The sequence below is a fragment of the Cupriavidus sp. H18C2 genome, from assembly GCF_049393795.1.
GTDB classification, from domain to species: domain Bacteria; phylum Pseudomonadota; class Gammaproteobacteria; order Burkholderiales; family Burkholderiaceae; genus Cupriavidus; species Cupriavidus pauculus_C.
Map to the genome: position 1 here is coordinate 3,149,893 of NZ_CP186010.1, position 16,645 is coordinate 3,166,537.

At 62.7% G+C, this 16,645-nt stretch carries 9 protein-coding genes, 2 tRNA genes and 3 rRNA genes; 4 read left to right on the plus strand and 10 right to left on the minus strand.

All coding sequences use genetic code 11. The features are described 5' to 3' along the window. Together EPAKOI_RS14275 and EPAKOI_RS14280 are read right to left on the minus strand one after the other, a co-directional pair. Positions 1-978, minus strand: coding sequence for an ABC transporter permease (locus EPAKOI_RS14275; RefSeq protein ID WP_313835369.1), 978 nt, complete (start codon positions 976-978; stop codon positions 1-3). A 169-nt stretch (positions 979-1,147) separates the two neighbouring features. Continuing rightward, positions 1,148-2,749, minus strand: coding sequence for an ABC transporter substrate-binding protein (locus EPAKOI_RS14280; protein WP_124683177.1), 1,602 nt, complete (start codon positions 2,747-2,749; stop codon positions 1,148-1,150). A gap of 316 nt (positions 2,750-3,065) precedes the next feature. On the opposite strand from EPAKOI_RS14280, the gene EPAKOI_RS14285 reads away from it, so the two are divergent. Further along, positions 3,066-4,259, plus strand: a complete 1,194-nt coding sequence (locus EPAKOI_RS14285; protein ID WP_423192466.1) for a M20 aminoacylase family protein — start codon at positions 3,066-3,068, stop codon at positions 4,257-4,259. A gap of 43 nt (positions 4,260-4,302) precedes the next feature. On the opposite strand, the gene EPAKOI_RS14290 is transcribed toward EPAKOI_RS14285, so the two are convergent. The 7 genes from EPAKOI_RS14290 to EPAKOI_RS14320 all read right to left on the minus strand — a co-directional run bounded on the left by EPAKOI_RS14290 (position 4,303) and on the right by EPAKOI_RS14320 (position 11,987). Further along, a complete protein-coding gene (locus tag EPAKOI_RS14290) occupies positions 4,303-5,229 on the minus strand; it encodes a DUF3047 domain-containing protein (RefSeq protein WP_423192467.1) in 927 nt (308 codons plus the stop codon). A 253-nt stretch (positions 5,230-5,482) separates the two neighbouring features. Continuing rightward, a 5S ribosomal RNA gene (gene rrf, locus EPAKOI_RS14295) occupies positions 5,483-5,596 on the minus strand. A 120-nt stretch (positions 5,597-5,716) separates the two neighbouring features. Beyond that, a 23S ribosomal RNA gene (locus EPAKOI_RS14300) occupies positions 5,717-8,595 on the minus strand. Positions 8,596-8,866: 271 nt separating this feature from the next. After that, positions 8,867-8,942, minus strand: a tRNA-Ala gene (locus tag EPAKOI_RS14305). Positions 8,943-8,950: 8 nt separating this feature from the next. Then, positions 8,951-9,027: transfer RNA gene (locus tag EPAKOI_RS14310), tRNA-Ile, on the minus strand. Positions 9,028-9,091: 64 nt separating this feature from the next. Continuing rightward, positions 9,092-10,623 (minus strand): 16S ribosomal RNA (locus EPAKOI_RS14315). Together the 16S, 23S and 5S rRNA genes with 2 tRNA genes alongside form the textbook arrangement of a ribosomal RNA operon. 587 nt (positions 10,624-11,210) lie before the next feature. After that, positions 11,211-11,987 carry an enoyl-CoA hydratase gene (locus tag EPAKOI_RS14320; RefSeq protein ID WP_124683175.1) on the minus strand — a complete coding sequence of 259 codons (777 nt, stop codon included), beginning with the start codon at positions 11,985-11,987 and terminating at the stop codon, positions 11,211-11,213. A gap of 240 nt (positions 11,988-12,227) precedes the next feature. Here EPAKOI_RS14320 and paaG point away from each other — a divergent pair, with 240 nt between their 5' ends. The 3 genes from paaG to paaK all read left to right on the plus strand — a co-directional run bounded on the left by paaG (position 12,228) and on the right by paaK (position 14,908). After that, positions 12,228-13,070 carry a 2-(1,2-epoxy-1,2-dihydrophenyl)acetyl-CoA isomerase PaaG gene (paaG, locus tag EPAKOI_RS14325; RefSeq protein ID WP_313840038.1) on the plus strand — a complete coding sequence of 281 codons (843 nt, stop codon included), beginning with the start codon at positions 12,228-12,230 and terminating at the stop codon, positions 13,068-13,070. 28 nt (positions 13,071-13,098) lie between these two features. Then, positions 13,099-13,539 carry a hydroxyphenylacetyl-CoA thioesterase PaaI gene (gene paaI, locus EPAKOI_RS14330; protein WP_423192468.1) on the plus strand — a complete coding sequence of 147 codons (441 nt, stop codon included), beginning with the start codon at positions 13,099-13,101 and terminating at the stop codon, positions 13,537-13,539. Between the two features lie 64 nt (positions 13,540-13,603). Beyond that, complete coding sequence (gene paaK / locus EPAKOI_RS14335; protein ID WP_423192469.1) at positions 13,604-14,908, plus strand: phenylacetate--CoA ligase PaaK; 1,305 nt, start codon at positions 13,604-13,606, stop codon at positions 14,906-14,908. Here paaK and norR read toward each other — a convergent pair. Further along, positions 14,905-16,524 (minus strand): nitric oxide reductase transcriptional regulator NorR, encoded by a 1,620-nt coding sequence (gene norR, locus EPAKOI_RS14340; RefSeq protein ID WP_423192470.1) that lies wholly within the window; start codon positions 16,522-16,524, stop codon positions 14,905-14,907. The two genes, paaK and norR, sit on opposite strands and share 4 nt — an antisense overlap. Positions 16,525-16,645: the final 121 nt, after the last annotated feature.

Sequence of the window (16,645 nt, forward strand, 5' to 3'; positions counted from 1 at the left end):
TTACCCCTTGTTGTCGGCGATGCGCACGCGCGGATCAAGCAGGCTGTAGACAATGTCCACCAGCAGGTTGATCAGGATGAACAGCGTCACGATCACCATCAGGTAGGCGACGATGACGGGGCGGTCCAGCAACTGGATCGAGTCGATGATCAGCTTGCCCATGCCGGGCCAGGCGAAGATCGACTCCGTGACGATGGCGAACGCGATGATCGAGCCGAACTGGAGCGCGATCACGGTCACGATCGGGATCAGAATATTCTTAAGAACGTGGACGCCGACGATGCGCGTGTTCGACAGCCCCTTGGCGCGCGCGAACTTCACGTAGTCCTGCAGCATCGCCTCCTGGGTGCCGGCGCGCGTGAGCCGGATCACCATGGCGATGTTCAGCAGCGACAGCGTCACGGCCGGCAGGATCAGGTGGCGGATGCCGTCCACGGTCAGGAAGCTCAGCGGCACGCCGAGCACGCGGACCGTCTCGCCGCGCCCGTTCGACGGCAGCCAGCCAAGCTGCACCGCGAAGACCATGATCAGCATCAGCCCGACCCAGAACGTGGGCAGCGAGAAGCCCAGGATCGACACCGTCATGATGGTCTTGCCCGCCACGCCGTTGGGCCGCAGCCCGGCCCACAGCCCCAGCGGGATGCCGAGCACGATGGCCAGCAGGATGGCGCAGATCGCCAGCTCCAGCGTGGCCGGCATGCGTTCGAAAATAAGCCGCAGCGCCGGCGTGCCATGGGCGAACGAGATACCCAGGTTTCCGTGCAGGGCGTTCTGCAGGAAGATCCAGTACTGCTCCCATAGCGGTTTGTCCAGGCCGAGGGCGGCGATGGTGCGTTTGATGTCCTCCTGGTCGGCCTGCGGGCTGATCAGGATGTCGATCGGGTTCCCGATCGCAAAAACGCCAAGAAAGACGAGCAGCGACATGACCAGCAGCACGACCACGCTCTGCATCAGTCGCCGGATGATGAAGACCAGCATGTTCCAGACGCTTTTCCTTTCGCTGGCACGCGCGTGACGCACCGCCAGCGGGTTCGCGGCCCACGGGGGACACCGTGGGAAAACCGCCCCGGCGCCGCGTGGACGCCGGGGCCGCGATCATACCGGAGCCGTCGGCACCCGGCTGGCGGCCCCGCCCTGCCCCGCCTGCTTACTGGGCCGGCTTGAACAGGTGCGCGTAGGTGCGCTCGTCGGTACGCGGCACGTACGTGATGCCCTTCTGCGTGGCCCACGTGGTCACCTGATGGTGGACCGGGATGATGCCGCCGTCCAGCACGACGATGGCCGTGGCCTCCTGCAGCAGCTTGGAGCGCTCGGTGTCGTCCACCGTCGCCAGCGCCTTTTCCAGCACCGCATCCATCTTCGGATTGCAGTACTCGCCCCAGTTGGTCGTGCCGAAGCCCTTCTTGGCGTCCTCGCAGGCCACCAGCGCGCGCAGCGGCGAGCTGACCTCGCCGGTCTGGGCGCCCCAGCCGACCAGGCCGAACGACCACTCGCGCTTGATCGCCTTCGACGAGTACGTGGCCATCGGCATGCCTTCCACCTTGGTGTTAATGCCGATCCGCGTCAGGTTCTGGGCGATGGTCTGGGCAATCTTCTCATCGTTGACGTAGCGGTTGTTCGGCGTGTGGAGCGTCAGCCCGAAGCCGTTGGGGTAGCCCGCGTCGGCCAGCATCTTCTTGGCCGCCTCCGGGTCGTACTTGAGCGTCTTGAGCTGCGGGTTGTGGCCGAACAGCGTGGGTGGCACGAGGTTGTTGGTCGGCTCCGACAGCCCTTCCATCAGCCGGTCCTTGATGCCCTGGCGGTTGATGGCCGTGCTGATGGCGATGCGCACGCGCGCGTCCTTCAGCGGGTTCTTGTCCATCGGCTGGCCTTCCTTCGTCGTCACGAACGGCGACTTGTCGCGCTTGACGTCGAAGTACAGGTAGATCACGCGGTGCGAGATCTTGGAGAAGAACGACAGCTTCGGGTCGTTGCGCACCTTGGGCAGGTCGGGCGTCGGCACGTTCTCGATGGCCTGCACGTCGCCGGACAGCAGCGCCGCCAGCCGCGTGGCCGGGTTCGGGATGAAGCGCAGCGTCACCTTGTCCCAGGCCGGCTTGGCGCCCCAGTAGTCGGGGTTGCGCACCAGTTCCACCCGGTCGTCGCGCGCGTAGCTGACGAACTTGAACGGGCCGGTGCCGATCATGCCCTTGCCCTGCGCGAAGTCGTCGGAGGACAGGCCCTGCGTGGCTTTCTTCTGGACCATGAACACCGACGTCAGGTCGTTCAGCATCAACGGGTACGGCTGGTTGGTGGTGAGCTGGATCGTGTACTTGTCAATGATCTTCTTGTTGATGATCGCCTTGGTGTAGACGTCGAACTTGCCGGGGCTGTTGACAATGGTGGCCGGGCGGTCCAGCGACCAGGCGACGTCCTCGGTGGTCAGTTCGGTGCCGTCGTGCCACTTCACGCCGCGGCGCAGCTTGAATTCCCACGTGAGGTTGTTCACCAGCTTCCAGGACTCGGCCAGGCCGGGCACGACCTTGCTGTCCGGATCGAGCTTGATCAGCGATTCGAACACGTGCTCGGACACGTTGATGTTCGAGAAGAGGTTATAGAAATGCGGATCCATTGAGGTCGGCGGCGAACTCATGGCGATCTTCAGATCGGCCGCCTGGGCCTGTGCGGCCAGGCCGAAGCCGAGGGCGCCGGTCAGCAGGGCCATACCGACGGCCTTGCCGACAGCCTTCTTGACGTGACGAAGGGACATCGCGCGATTCTCCCTGTGGGACTTGAAATGACGTTTAGGATCGGCCGCGCGGGAGCGTTGCGTCGGGCCGCATTTTGGTGCGGCATCCGTGCAGGGCAACGTGGCGCGCGACCGGCCGGGCACTTCAAGCATGAACTGTTCCAGCAGTGCCGGCCCGCCGCCATGCGGGGAAACCCACCCGCCAGGCAGTGCACGCGCGATGCTGCAATGCACGCGCGCGAGCGGCCGGGTGCGCGGAACGCCTTGTTTTGGCGCTTCTGCGATAGCCGTCGTATGATCGGGGTATCCAATCGCCCCACTTGCCTGGACCGGCATCATGAAGCTCATTCCCGAAATCCTGCAGGCGCAAGCCGAAATCCGCACCATCCGACGCGACATCCACGCGCATCCCGAACTGTGTTTCGAGGAGCAGCGCACCGCCGATGTGGTGGCGCAGAACCTGGAATCGTGGGGCATCGAGGTCCATCGCGGACTCGGCACGACCGGCCTGGTCGGCGTGATTCGCAACGGCAGCAGCAAGCGGGCCATCGGCCTGCGCGCCGACATGGACGCGCTGCCGCTGCAGGAAGCCAACACCTTCGGCCATCGGTCGCAGCACGCCGGCAAGATGCACGCGTGCGGCCACGACGGCCACACCGCGATGCTGCTGGGCGCCGCGCGTTACCTGGCCGAGCACCGCAACTTCGACGGCACCGTGCACCTGATCTTCCAGCCGGCCGAGGAAGGCGGCGGCGGCGCGCGCGAGATGATCAAGGACGGCCTGTTCGAGCGGTTTCCGTGCGACGCCGTGTTCGGCATGCACAACTGGCCCGGCATGCCGGTGGGGTCGTTCGGCACGACGGCCGGCCCGCTGATGGCATCGAGCAACGAATTCCGCATCACCGTGCGCGGCAAGGGCGCCCACGCCGCGATGCCGCACAATGGCTGCGACCCGGTGTTCACGGGCGCGCAGATCGTGTCGGCACTGCAGGGCATCATCACGCGCAACAAGCGGCCGATCGACACGGCCGTGATCTCGGTCACCCAGTTCCACGCCGGCGACGCGACGAACATCGTTCCGAACGAAGCCTGGCTGGGCGGCACCGTGCGCACGTTCACCGTGGAGGTGCTGGACCTGATCGAGCGGCGCATGGAAGAGGTTGCCCGGGCCGTGGCGCAGGCGTTCGATTGCACCATCGACTTCGAATTCCGCCGCAACTACCCGCCGACCATCAACAGCGCGGCCGAGGCGGCGTTTGCGGTGGAGATTGCAAGCGAGCTGGTGGGCGCGGAGAACGTTGACGGCAACGTCGAGCCGACCATGGGCGCCGAGGATTTCTCGTTCATGCTGCAGGAAAAGCCGGGCTGCTACCTGTTCATCGGCAACGGCGAAGGCGGGCACCGCGAGGCCGGCCACGGCATGGGGCCCTGCATGCTGCACAACCCGAGCTACGACTTCAACGACGAACTGCTGCCGGTGGGCTCGACGTTCTTCGTCAAGCTGGTGGAGAAGTGGCTGGCGCCAGCCTGATCACGGGACGGCCGGCTGGCCGCCCTTGCGTGGCGCCCGTCGCTCAGTCGATGGCGATGTCGCCGTACCAGGCTTCCGCGCGGCTCTTGGTGTTGTCGGTATCGGTCATCAGCCCCACCGCGAGCACCTTGCCCGGATCGGCGCCAAACGCCTTGCGGTAGTCGGCACGCAGGTCACGCTCGTGGCAACGCCATTCCTTGGTGTGGCGCGTGCCGGAATCGACGACGATCATGCGCACGCGGTCGGTGTGCGGATTGTTCAGGACAGTACCGGGCGGGCGCTTGCCGGCCCAGATGTACATCAGCGTGGCATAGGGCATCTCCCGCCCCGTCGTGATGCGCGCCATCTCGTACATCAACTGGTCTTTCAGCGACAACGTGGTCCGATCTCCGTCGAACGCCACGAAAATCCGTAGCGGCGCGTCTTCGCGATGGCTGACGGCGTTGTCGGCGACACGGATGACGTCGCTGGTCTTCCACATCCATCGCAACGTGCCCGGATCGCGCTGGACGAGCGGCACATAGAGGCCGGATGCCGAAGCGTCGGCCTGGGCATGAAGCACCAGGCGCCGGTCATCTTCGGTCAGCGAATAGCGGGTGGGCAGCTTGTTGCGATTGACGGTCCACGGGTGCCAGCCGGAGGGCTGGACCATCGGACCCGAGCCTGCCGAGAACAGCGGCAGGTGCGACAGCAGCGGTAGCGAAGCCGGATCGGCTTCCGCTTCGCCATCGCCACCGGCGTCGGCCTCCGCGCCGGACTTCGCGATGCGATTGGCCAGCTCGAGCGGATCAGTCGGGATGGGGGATGCGGCGGCCTGCAACAGGCCCTTCCCCTTGAACGCCGCGCAGTTTCCATCGGAAACGGCAGCCATTTTGGACGAATCGGTCGACACGACCGACGTGGATGCACAACCGGCAAGCGCGACCACGCTCACCAAACAAGCCAATGCTGGCCGAAACTTCATGGCCACGATACCCCCCGGACCCTGATACTTACCCGTTCGTCGAAATCCCAAGTTCCTGGCTATTCGGCGCCGAGGCTTTTGGTCTTGCAGACTGCTTCGTGCTGAATTTTTCAGCGCTTGAGCGAGAACATATCAGATGCCTCGGGGCGCCGGAATGCTCCGGTACCCTGAAAACAACAGGCAACATGACGGATCGCAAAACCGCCGCTGCCAAAGCAAAACCCCCAAGCTTTTGGGCTTGGGGGTTCTGGGTATAAGAGCCTGGCGATGACCTACTTTCACACGGGTAGTCCGCACTATCATCGGCGCAAAGTCGTTTCACGGTCCTGTTCGGGATGGGAAGGGGTGGTTCCAACTCGCTATGGTCACCAGGCATGAGGGGTTGCCGGCGCTGACGTGTGGTCAGCGCGGGCGAATCTGGGTGTAGTAAAGATATGGGGTTGTGCTGTATGCCTGTGGCACAGCGGAACACCAGGTAAAACACACTGGTTATAGGATCAAGCCTTACGGGCAATTAGTACTGGTTAGCTTAACGCATTACTGCGCTTCCACACCCAGCCTATCAACGTCCTGGTCTCGAACGACCCTTCAAGGAGGTCAAGCCTCCAGGGAATCCTCATCTTCAGGCGAGTTTCCCGCTTAGATGCTTTCAGCGGTTATCTCTTCCGTACATAGCTACCCTGCGATGCCTCTGGCGAGACAACAGGTACACCAGCGGTACGTCCACTCCGGTCCTCTCGTACTAGGAGCAGCCCCCGTCAAGATTCCAACGCCCACGGCAGATAGGGACCAAACTGTCTCACGACGTTTTAAACCCAGCTCACGTACCTCTTTAAATGGCGAACAGCCATACCCTTGGGACCGGCTACAGCCCCAGGATGAGATGAGCCGACATCGAGGTGCCAAACACCGCCGTCGATATGAACTCTTGGGCGGTATCAGCCTGTTATCCCCAGAGTACCTTTTATCCGTTGAGCGATGGCCCTTCCATTCAGAACCACCGGATCACTATGTCCTGCTTTCGCACCTGCTCGACTTGTCGGTCTCGCAGTTAAGCACGCTTTTGCCATTGCACTTTAGGTACGATGTCCGACCGTACCAAGCGTACCTTCGAACTCCTCCGTTACACTTTGGGAGGAGACCGCCCCAGTCAAACTGCCTACCATGCACTGTCCCCGACCCGGATTCACGGGCCAAGGTTAGAACCTCAAACAAACCAGGGTGGTATTTCAAGGACGGCTCCACGTGAACTAGCGTCCACGCTTCAAAGCCTCCCACCTATCCTACACAGATCGGTTCAAAGTCCAATGCAAAGCTACAGTAAAGGTTCATGGGGTCTGTCCGTCTAGCCGCGGGGAGATTGCATCATCACAAACACTTCAACTTCGCTGAGTCTCGGGAGGAGACAGTGTGGCCATCGTTACGCCATTCGTGCAGGTCGGAACTTACCCGACAAGGAATTTCGCTACCTTAGGACCGTTATAGTTACGGCCGCCGTTTACCGGGACTTCAATCAAGAGCTTGCACCCCATCATTTAATCTTCCGGCACCGGGCAGGCGTCACACCCTATACGTCCACTTTCGTGTTTGCAGAGTGCTGTGTTTTTATTAAACAGTCGCAGCCACCATTTTATTGCAACCCCTTCACCCTTCTGGCGCAGGCCAGTCAAGCTACCAGGGCGTACCTTATCCCGAAGTTACGGTACCAATTTGCCGAGTTCCTTCTCCCGAGTTCTCTCAAGCGCCTTAGAATACTCATCTCGCCCACCTGTGTCGGTTTGCGGTACGGTCTCGTATGACTGAAGCTTAGAGGCTTTTCTTGGAACCACTTCCAATTGCTTCGCAGCACTAGGCCGCTCGCCCCGCATCCTTGAATTCCGCGCCCGGATTTGCCTAAGCGCCTTCTCCAATGCAGGGACCGGGACTTCCAACACCCGGACAACCTTCCGCGATCCGTCCCCCCATCGCATCATACGACGGTGCAGGAATATTAACCTGCTTCCCATCAGCTACGCATCTCTGCCTCGCCTTAGGGGCCGACTCACCCTACGCCGATGAACGTTGCGTAGGAAACCTTGGGCTTACGGCGAGGGGGCCTTTCACCCCCTTTATCGCTACTCATGTCAGCATTCGCACTTCTGATACCTCCAGCATCCTTTACAAGACACCTTCACAGGCTTACAGAACGCTCTCCTACCACGCGCTTGCGCGCGTCCGCAGCTTCGGTGACTGGCTTAGCCCCGTTACATCTTCCGCGCAGGACGACTCGATCAGTGAGCTATTACGCTTTCTTTAAAGGGTGGCTGCTTCTAAGCCAACCTCCTGACTGTTTTAGCCTTCCCACTTCGTTTCCCACTTAGCCAATCTTGGGGACCTTAGCTGGCGGTCTGGGTTGTTTCCCTCTTGACACCGGACGTTAGCACCCGATGTCTGTCTCCCGTGATTGCACTCTTCGGTATTCGGAGTTTGCTATGGCGGGGTAATCAGCAATAGACCCCCCAACCATGACAGTGCTCTACCCCCGAAGGTGAGACACGAGGCACTACCTAAATAGTTTTCGGAGAGAACCAGCTATTTCCAGATTTGTTTAGCCTTTCACCCCTATCCACAGCTCATCCCCTAACTTTTCAACGTTAGTGGGTTCGGTCCTCCAGTACGTGTTACCGCACCTTCAACCTGGCCATGGATAGATCATCTGGTTTCGGGTCTACACCCAGCGACTCAACGCCCTGTTCGGACTCGCTTTCGCTACGCCTTCCCTAATCGGTTAAGCTTGCCACTGAATGTAAGTCGCTGACCCATTATACAAAAGGTACGCCGTCACCCGTTGCCAGGCTCCGACTGTTTGTATGCATGCGGTTTCAGGATCTATTTCACTCCCCTCCCGGGGTTCTTTTCGCCTTTCCCTCACGGTACTGGTTCACTATCGGTCGATCACGAGTATTTAGCCTTGGAGGATGGTCCCCCCATCTTCAGACAGGATTTCACGTGTCCCGCCCTACTTGTCGTACACCTAGTTCCACAACGCTGTTTTCGCATACAGGGCTATCACCTGCTATGGCCGGGCTTTCCATCCCGTTCTGCTAACAATGCTGCTAAAGAGTACAAGGCTCTTCCCATTTCGTTCGCCACTACTTTGGGAATCTCGGTTGATTTCTGTTCCTGCAGCTACTTAGATGTTTCAGTTCGCCGCGTTCGCTTCCCTTGCCTATGTATTCAGCAAGGGATGACCCATACGGGCCGGGTTTCCCCATTCGGACATCTCCGGATCAAAGCTCGTTTGCCAGCTCCCCGAAGCTTTTCGCAGGCTACCGCGTCCTTCATCGCCTGTGATCGCCAAGGCATCCACCACATGCACTTGTTCGCTTGACCCTATAACGAGTGTGTCTCCACATCCATTACAGGTCTGAGTTCTCGCGTTTGTGCCGTATTCCAAGTCATCTTTCGATCACTTAAATACATTTTGGTTGATACAATCACAACCCGGTATCGCGTACTGCAGCACGCCTCATCAACGCACTCGCGACACCTTTACTACATCCCATATTGTTAAAGAACAGCCGAGCAAACATGCTCGATGGCAACAGCCAAAGACAAACACTCGCAACCGAGCGCTTCTCTTTGACAACTACCCCAAGGTAAGTGGTGGAGGATGACGGGATCGAACCGACGACCCCCTGCTTGCAAAGCAGGTGCTCTCCCAGCTGAGCTAATCCCCCGGATAACTTGGTGGGTCTGGTAGGACTTGAACCTACGACCCCCGCCTTATCAAGACGGTGCTCTAACCACCTGAGCTACAGACCCTTGGCTGTAACACTCAAACAAACCGATAAGTGTGGACGCTTGACTTGTGAACACAAGCCTCTGGAAAGGAGGTGATCCAGCCGCACCTTCCGATACGGCTACCTTGTTACGACTTCACCCCAGTCATGAACCCTGCCGTGGTAATCGCCCTCCTTGCGGTTAGGCTAACTACTTCTGGCAAAACCCACTCCCATGGTGTGACGGGCGGTGTGTACAAGACCCGGGAACGTATTCACCGCGGCATGCTGATCCGCGATTACTAGCGATTCCAGCTTCACGCAGTCGAGTTGCAGACTGCGATCCGGACTACGATGCGTTTTCTGGGATTAGCTCCCCCTCGCGGGTTGGCAACCCTCTGTACGCACCATTGTATGACGTGTGAAGCCCTACCCATAAGGGCCATGAGGACTTGACGTCATCCCCACCTTCCTCCGGTTTGTCACCGGCAGTCTCTCTAGAGTGCCCTTTCGTAGCAACTAAAGATAAGGGTTGCGCTCGTTGCGGGACTTAACCCAACATCTCACGACACGAGCTGACGACAGCCATGCAGCACCTGTGTCCACTTTCCCTTTCGGGCACCTAATGCATCTCTGCTTCGTTAGTGGCATGTCAAGGGTAGGTAAGGTTTTTCGCGTTGCATCGAATTAATCCACATCATCCACCGCTTGTGCGGGTCCCCGTCAATTCCTTTGAGTTTTAATCTTGCGACCGTACTCCCCAGGCGGTCAACTTCACGCGTTAGCTACGTTACTGAGAAAATGAATCCCCAACAACTAGTTGACATCGTTTAGGGCGTGGACTACCAGGGTATCTAATCCTGTTTGCTCCCCACGCTTTCGTGCATGAGCGTCAGTCACGTCCCAGGGGGCTGCCTTCGCCATCGGTATTCCTCCACATCTCTACGCATTTCACTGCTACACGTGGAATTCTACCCCCCTCTGACGCACTCTAGCCTTGCAGTCACAAGCGCAATTCCCAGGTTAAGCCCGGGGATTTCACGCCTGTCTTACAAAACCGCCTGCGCACGCTTTACGCCCAGTAATTCCGATTAACGCTCGCACCCTACGTATTACCGCGGCTGCTGGCACGTAGTTAGCCGGTGCTTATTCTTCCGGTACCGTCATCCGCCCCAGGTATTAACCAGAACGTTTTCTTTCCGGACAAAAGTGCTTTACAACCCGAAGGCCTTCTTCACACACGCGGCATTGCTGGATCAGGGTTGCCCCCATTGTCCAAAATTCCCCACTGCTGCCTCCCGTAGGAGTCTGGGCCGTGTCTCAGTCCCAGTGTGGCTGATCGTCCTCTCAGACCAGCTACTGATCGTCGCCTTGGTGAGCCTTTACCCCACCAACTAGCTAATCAGACATCGGCCGCTCCTGCTGCGCGAGGCCTTGCGGTCCCCCGCTTTCACCCTCAGGTCGTATGCGGTATTAGCTAATCTTTCGACTAGTTATCCCCCACAACAGGGTACGTTCCGATGTATTACTCACCCGTTCGCCACTCGCCGCCAGACCGAAGTCCGCGCTGCCGTTCGACTTGCATGTGTAAGGCATGCCGCCAGCGTTCAATCTGAGCCAGGATCAAACTCTTCAGTTCAATCTCTGTGTGCCCCGAAGGGCTCGCTCTTTCGAGCGGTCGCTCACTCTCAGAAAACTGACTGGCTTGACCCCGAAGAGCCAAACCAACATGTTTTACTGTGCGAGCACTTGATACTGTTGAAGCAACACCAGGAACCCGAAGTCCCCGGCGGCGTTCGCCATCAAGCGCCCACACTTATCGGTTGTTTGGTTGTTAAAGAACTTCAGCGGGCCGGCTTCGCCGTTCGCTGTCGCTGCGTATTTCGTCGCAGCGGAGAAACGAGATTATGCAGAGCATTCAACGTTTCGTCAACAGGTTTCGCAGAACTTTTTTCTGCCGGCCGGCGCTGGCAAACCTCGCCAACTCCAACCCCCATCGACCCCGCAACCCTTGTCGCTGCTGCGTTTGCAGCGCGGTTTGTGTTGCGAGGGGGCGAATATTAGGCCCGATCGGCGCGCTTTGCAACACGTATGTCACGAACCTGGGGCGGAGAATGTTCGCGCCCTCATTCAAACCCTTGATCGATAAGGAAAATCGGCCCGACAAACATTTGCCGGGCCGCATAATACCCCCGCGCTATCCTCGGGTATTCCCTGACTCAACTATTACCGATGGGTGAAGTTGGGTGCGCGTTTCTCCACAAACGCAGCCATCCCCTCCTTCTGGTCCTCGGTGGCGAAGGTGGAATGGAACAGCCGACGCTCGAATCGCACGCCTTCGTTCAGCGTGGTCTCATAGGCCGCGTTGACCGATTCCTTGATCATCATCACCACGGGCAGCGAATAGCCGGCGATGGTCTCCGCCGCGGCGACCGCTTCGTCCACCAGCTTGTCCGCCGGCACCACGCGCGATACCAGTCCCGCCCGCTCGGCCTCGGCCGCGTCCATCATCCGGGCGGTCAGGCACAGGTCCATCGCCTTGGCCTTGGATACCGCGCGCGGCAGCCGCTGTGTGCCGCCGGCGCCGGGCATGGTGCCCAGCTTCACCTCAGGCTGGCCGAACTTTGCGCTTTCTGCCGCGATCACGATGTCGCACATCATCGCCAGTTCGCAGCCGCCGCCCAGCGCGTAGCCGCCCACCGCGGCAATCACGGGCTTGCGGATGCGGCGGATGGTCTCCCAGTTGCGCGTAATGTAGTCGCCCTTGTAGACATCCATATAAGAGTACCTGGCCATCATGCCGATATCGGCCCCCGCCGCGAACGCCCGCTCGCTGCCGGTGATGACGATGCAGCCGATCCCGTCGTCCTGGTCGAACGCCGTCAGCGCGGCGCCCAGTTCGTCCATCAGCGCGTCGTTGAGCGCGTTGAGCGCCTTGGGCCGGTTCAGCGTCACCAGCCCCACCCGGCCGCGGGTCTCCACCAGGATGTTCTCGTACGACATGTCTTCTCCTTGCGATGAATGGAATCGGCCCGGCGATGCGACGGGCCGATCTGCGGGTCGATACTCGCCCGCCACCCTGCCACGGTCAAGGCGGGCCGACACCTCTTGCGCCGCGCCCTCTTCCCCACTACTATTTGCCGACCGACTGGTCGGTTAATTTAACGGGCGCCGCACGCTATCTACAATGTGCGAAGCACCCCGCGTGGCAGTCGATCCACACCCCGGACCAGGAGACCCAACATGGCGCAGGAGACCCCCATGCCCCCGACCCCGGCGCAAGCCGCCGTGCGCACCACGCTCGAAGCCGGCCCGATCCTGCTGCGCTGGCAGGGCGACGTGGCCGTCGTGACGCTGAATCGCCCCGACAAGCTCAACAGTTTCACGCGCGACATGCACCGCGCGCTGGTGCAGGCGCTGGACCACGTCGAAGCCGGCGCGGCCCGCGCGCTGCTGCTGACCGGCGCCGGCCGCGGTTTCTGCGCGGGCCAGGACCTTGCCGATCTCGATTTCACGCCCGGCCACGCCACCGACCTCGGCGAGCTGATCGATACCTGGTTTAACCCGCTGGTCCGCCGGCTCCAGGCGCTGCCGCTGCCCGTGATTGCCGCCGTCAACGGCACGGCCGCCGGCGCGGGCGCCAACCTGGCGCTGGCGTGCGACATCGTGCTGGCCGCCCGCTCCGCCAGCTTCATCCAGGCGTTCGTCAAGATCGGCCTCGTGCCCGATTCCGGCGGCACGTGGCTGCTGCCCAAGCGCCTGGGCATGGCCCGGGCCCTTGGCCTGGCAATGACCGGCGACAAGCTCAGCGCCGACGAGGCCGAGAAGTGGGGCCTGATCTGGGAAGCGATGGACGACCCGCTGCTGCCCGAGCAGGCCATGGCGATCGCCACGCACCTGGCCGGCCAGCCCACCCGCGCGCTGGCCGCCATCAAGCGCGCCATGCACGCCAGCGCCACCAACACGTTCGACGCCCAGCTAGACCTGGAGCGCGACCTGCAGCGCGATCTCGGCCAGTCCCACGATTACTCGGAAGGCGTGAACGCCTTCCTGCAAAAGCGCGCGCCCCATTTCAAGGGCGCCTGATCCCGTCCCCCGCAACCAGGAGATCCGCTTGACGCAAGATCCCCAGGCGCTGGCGCAGGCCACCGCCCACGCGATGTACGAATCCGACGCTTGTAGCCGCTGGCTGGGCATGGTGATCGAGGAAGTACGGCCCGGCTACGCGCGCCTGTCGATGCCCGTGCGGCCCGAATTCCTGAACGGCCACGCCATTTGCCACGGCGGGCTGATGTTCACGCTGGCCGATTCGGCCTTCGCGTTCGCCTGCAACAGCCACAACATCAACACCGTGGCGTCGGGCTGCGCGATCGAATTCCTGCGGCCCGTGCAGGGCGGCGACGTGCTGACCGCCGAGGCCGTGGAGCAGATCCTGTCCGGCCGCCACGGCGTGTACGACATCAAGGTGACCAACCGCGCCGGCGAGCCGGTGGCGATGTTCCGCGGCAAGTCGGCGCAGATCAAGGGGCACGTGATCCCGCCCGCCGAAGGCTGACGCCCGGCACCCCGCCGTTCCCGCGCCAACGTAGCGCAACCATCCCGGAAACGTGGAGACACGCATGAGTACGCCCCTGACCGATCTGCTGCTGGAGCCGATCGAGACCGCCAGCCGGCAGACGCTGCAAACCCTGCAGCTCGAGCGCCTGAAATGGTCGCTGCGCCATGCCTACGACCATTCGCCCGTCTACCGGCGCAAGTTCGACCAGGCCGGCGTGCATCCGGACCAGGTCCAGTCGCTGGCCGACCTGGCGCGCTTTCCGTTCACGACCAAGCAGGACCTGCGCGACAACTACCCGTTCGGCATGTTCGCCGTGCCGCAGGACCGGATCGCCCGCATCCACGCCTCGTCGGGCACCACGGGCAAGCCCACGGTGGTGGGCTACACGCTGCAGGACATCGACACCTGGGCCACGGTCATGGCCCGCTCGATCCGGGCGTCAGGCGCCCGCCGCGGCGACAAGGTCCACATCAGCTACGGCTACGGCCTGTTCACGGGCGGGCTGGGCGCCCACTACGGCGTGGAAAAGGCGGGGCTGACCGCCATCCCGTTCGGCGGCGGCCAGACCGAGCGGCAGGTGCAGCTCATCCAGGACTTCAGGCCGGAGATCATCATGGTGACGCCCAGCTACATGCTGGCGATTGCCGACGAGCTGGAGCGCCAGGGCATCGACCCGGCATCCACGTCACTGCGCATCGGCATCTTCGGCGCCGAGCCGTGGACGCCCGAGATGCGGCTGGCCATCGAGAAGCGCATGGGCATCTCGGCCGTCGACATCTACGGCCTGTCCGAGGTCATGGGCCCCGGCGTGGCCAACGAGTGCGCCGAGACCAAGGACGGCCCGACCATTTGGGAAGACCATTTCTATCCCGAGATCATCGACCCCGACACCGGCGAGGTGCTGCCAGACGGCGAATTCGGCGAACTGGTATTCACGTCGCTGACCAAGGAAGCGATGCCGGTGGTGCGCTACCGCACGCGCGACCTCACGCGGCTGCTGCCCGGCACCGCGCGCGCCGCGTTCCGCCGCATGGAGAAGATCACGGGCCGCACCGACGACATGATGATCGTGCGCGGCGTCAACGTATTTCCGTCCCAAATCGAAGAACTGATCCTCAAGCACAGCGGGCTGGCGCCGCACTACCAGTGCGTGCTGGGCAAGGAAGGCCCGCTGGACACGCTGACCGTGCGCGTGGAATGCGCCCACGGTGCCGATCCGGCGGCGGCCGGCCAAGCGCGCGAGCAGCTGGCGCACGACATCAAGGCGTACATCGGCGTGACGGCCGGGATCGAGATCCTGGGCGAAGGCGGCGTCGAGCGCTCGGTGGGCAAGGCGCGCCGCATCGTCGACAACCGCCCGCGCTAGCGCCGGCCCCCGGCGCGCGCTGGCGCCGGCAAGGCCGCCGCGCGCCGTCGGTCGTCCCGCTTGAACCCGAGCCGGCGCGCCAGCTTGTGCAGGTTGCTGGCATCCACGCCAAGCTGCCGCGCGGCCTGCGTCCAGTTGCCGTCCTGCGCCAGCAGCGCCTGTTCGATGCACCGGCGCTGGCACGAATCCACGGCCTGGCGCAGCGTCAGTTCCGGCACCACCACGGGCGCCAGCGGCCCTTCGGCCGGTCCGGACGGCGCCCAGCCGCCGCGCTGGGCAGGGTCCGACAGGTCCGACACATCGAACAGGTCGCCGAACAGGTCGGCATCGAGCGTCAGGATGTCGTTGCGGTCCGCCCCGCGGCTCACGCGCTTGAGCGCCGCGCGGCTGATCACGTGTTCCAGCTCGCGCACGTTGCCGGGCCACGGATAGCGGCGCAGCGCGTCCTGCGCGGCGGCGGACAGCCGCAGGCTGCGCAGCCCCAGCCGGGCCCGATTCAGCTCCAGAAAGTGGCCGGCCAGCAGCAGCACGTCGTTGTCGCGCTCGCGCAGCGGCGGGATCGGGATCGGATAGACCGACAGCCGGTGATAGAGGTCGGCCCGGAACGCCCCGTCGCGCACGTGCTCGCGCAGGTGGCGGTTGGTCGCCGCGATCACGCGCACGTCCACGCGGCGCGGCCGGTCGCTGCCCAGCCGCTGGATCTCGCCGTTCTGCAGCGTGCGCAGCAGCTTGGCCTGGATCGACAGCGGCAGTTCGCCCACCTCATCCAGGAACAGCGTGCCGCCATCGGCAGCCTCGAACCGCCCCGGCCGCTCGCCCGTGGCGCCCGAGAACGCACCGCGCGCATGGCCGAACAGTTCGCTCTCGGCCAGTGATTCGGGCAGCGCCGCGCAGTTGACGTGGATCAGCGGCCGATTGCGCCGGCGCGACAGCCGGTGCAGCCGGTGCGCAAACAGTTCCTTGCCCACGCCGGTCTCGCCCAGCAGCAGCACCGGCAGTTCCGAATCGGCCACCACGCGCAGTTCGTGCAGCAGATGGGCGATGGCCTGGCTCTGGCCGATGATCTCGCCCTCGTCGCGTCCCACCTCGCCGGCCGGCGCGTCGATGCGCCCCTGCCGCAGCGCCCGGATCTCGGCCTCCAGCCGCGTCAGGCGGATGGCCGCCTCCACCAGCGGCGTCAGCCGCTGCAGGTCCACCTGCGCGGCATCGGTAAAGGTGCCCACCTGCAGCGCGTCGAGCGTCAGCACGCCCCACGGCTGGCCCTCGGCCTCCAGGCTCACGCCCATGCAGTCGTGCACCGGCAGCGGCTCGCCCACGTGCGCATCGATCAGCCCGTCGTACGGATCGGGCAGCGCGCTGTCGTGGTGAAAGCAGGTCACGCCGCGCCGGGCCAGGATGGCCGCCAGCCGCGGATGCAGGCTCACGGCAAAGCGGCGCCCCAGCGCGTCGCGCACCAGCCCGTCCACCGCCACCGGCCGCAACTGGTCTTCCTCCAGCCGCAGCAGCGCCACCGCGCCGCAGCGGAAATGCGCGCGCAGGCTGCCCACCAGCCGTTGCATCCGCACGGCCTGCGGCAGGTCCGCGCACAGGTCCGCCAGAAGTAGCTCGCCGATCATGGTTAAAAACACCCTCGTCAGGTTCGATTCACCACGTCTGGCCGGGGTCACAAATACCCGACCGAAACGTAAATCGTTGAATCTTTGAAGTTTTGCGATGGGCACGAGAATCGCACAGGGA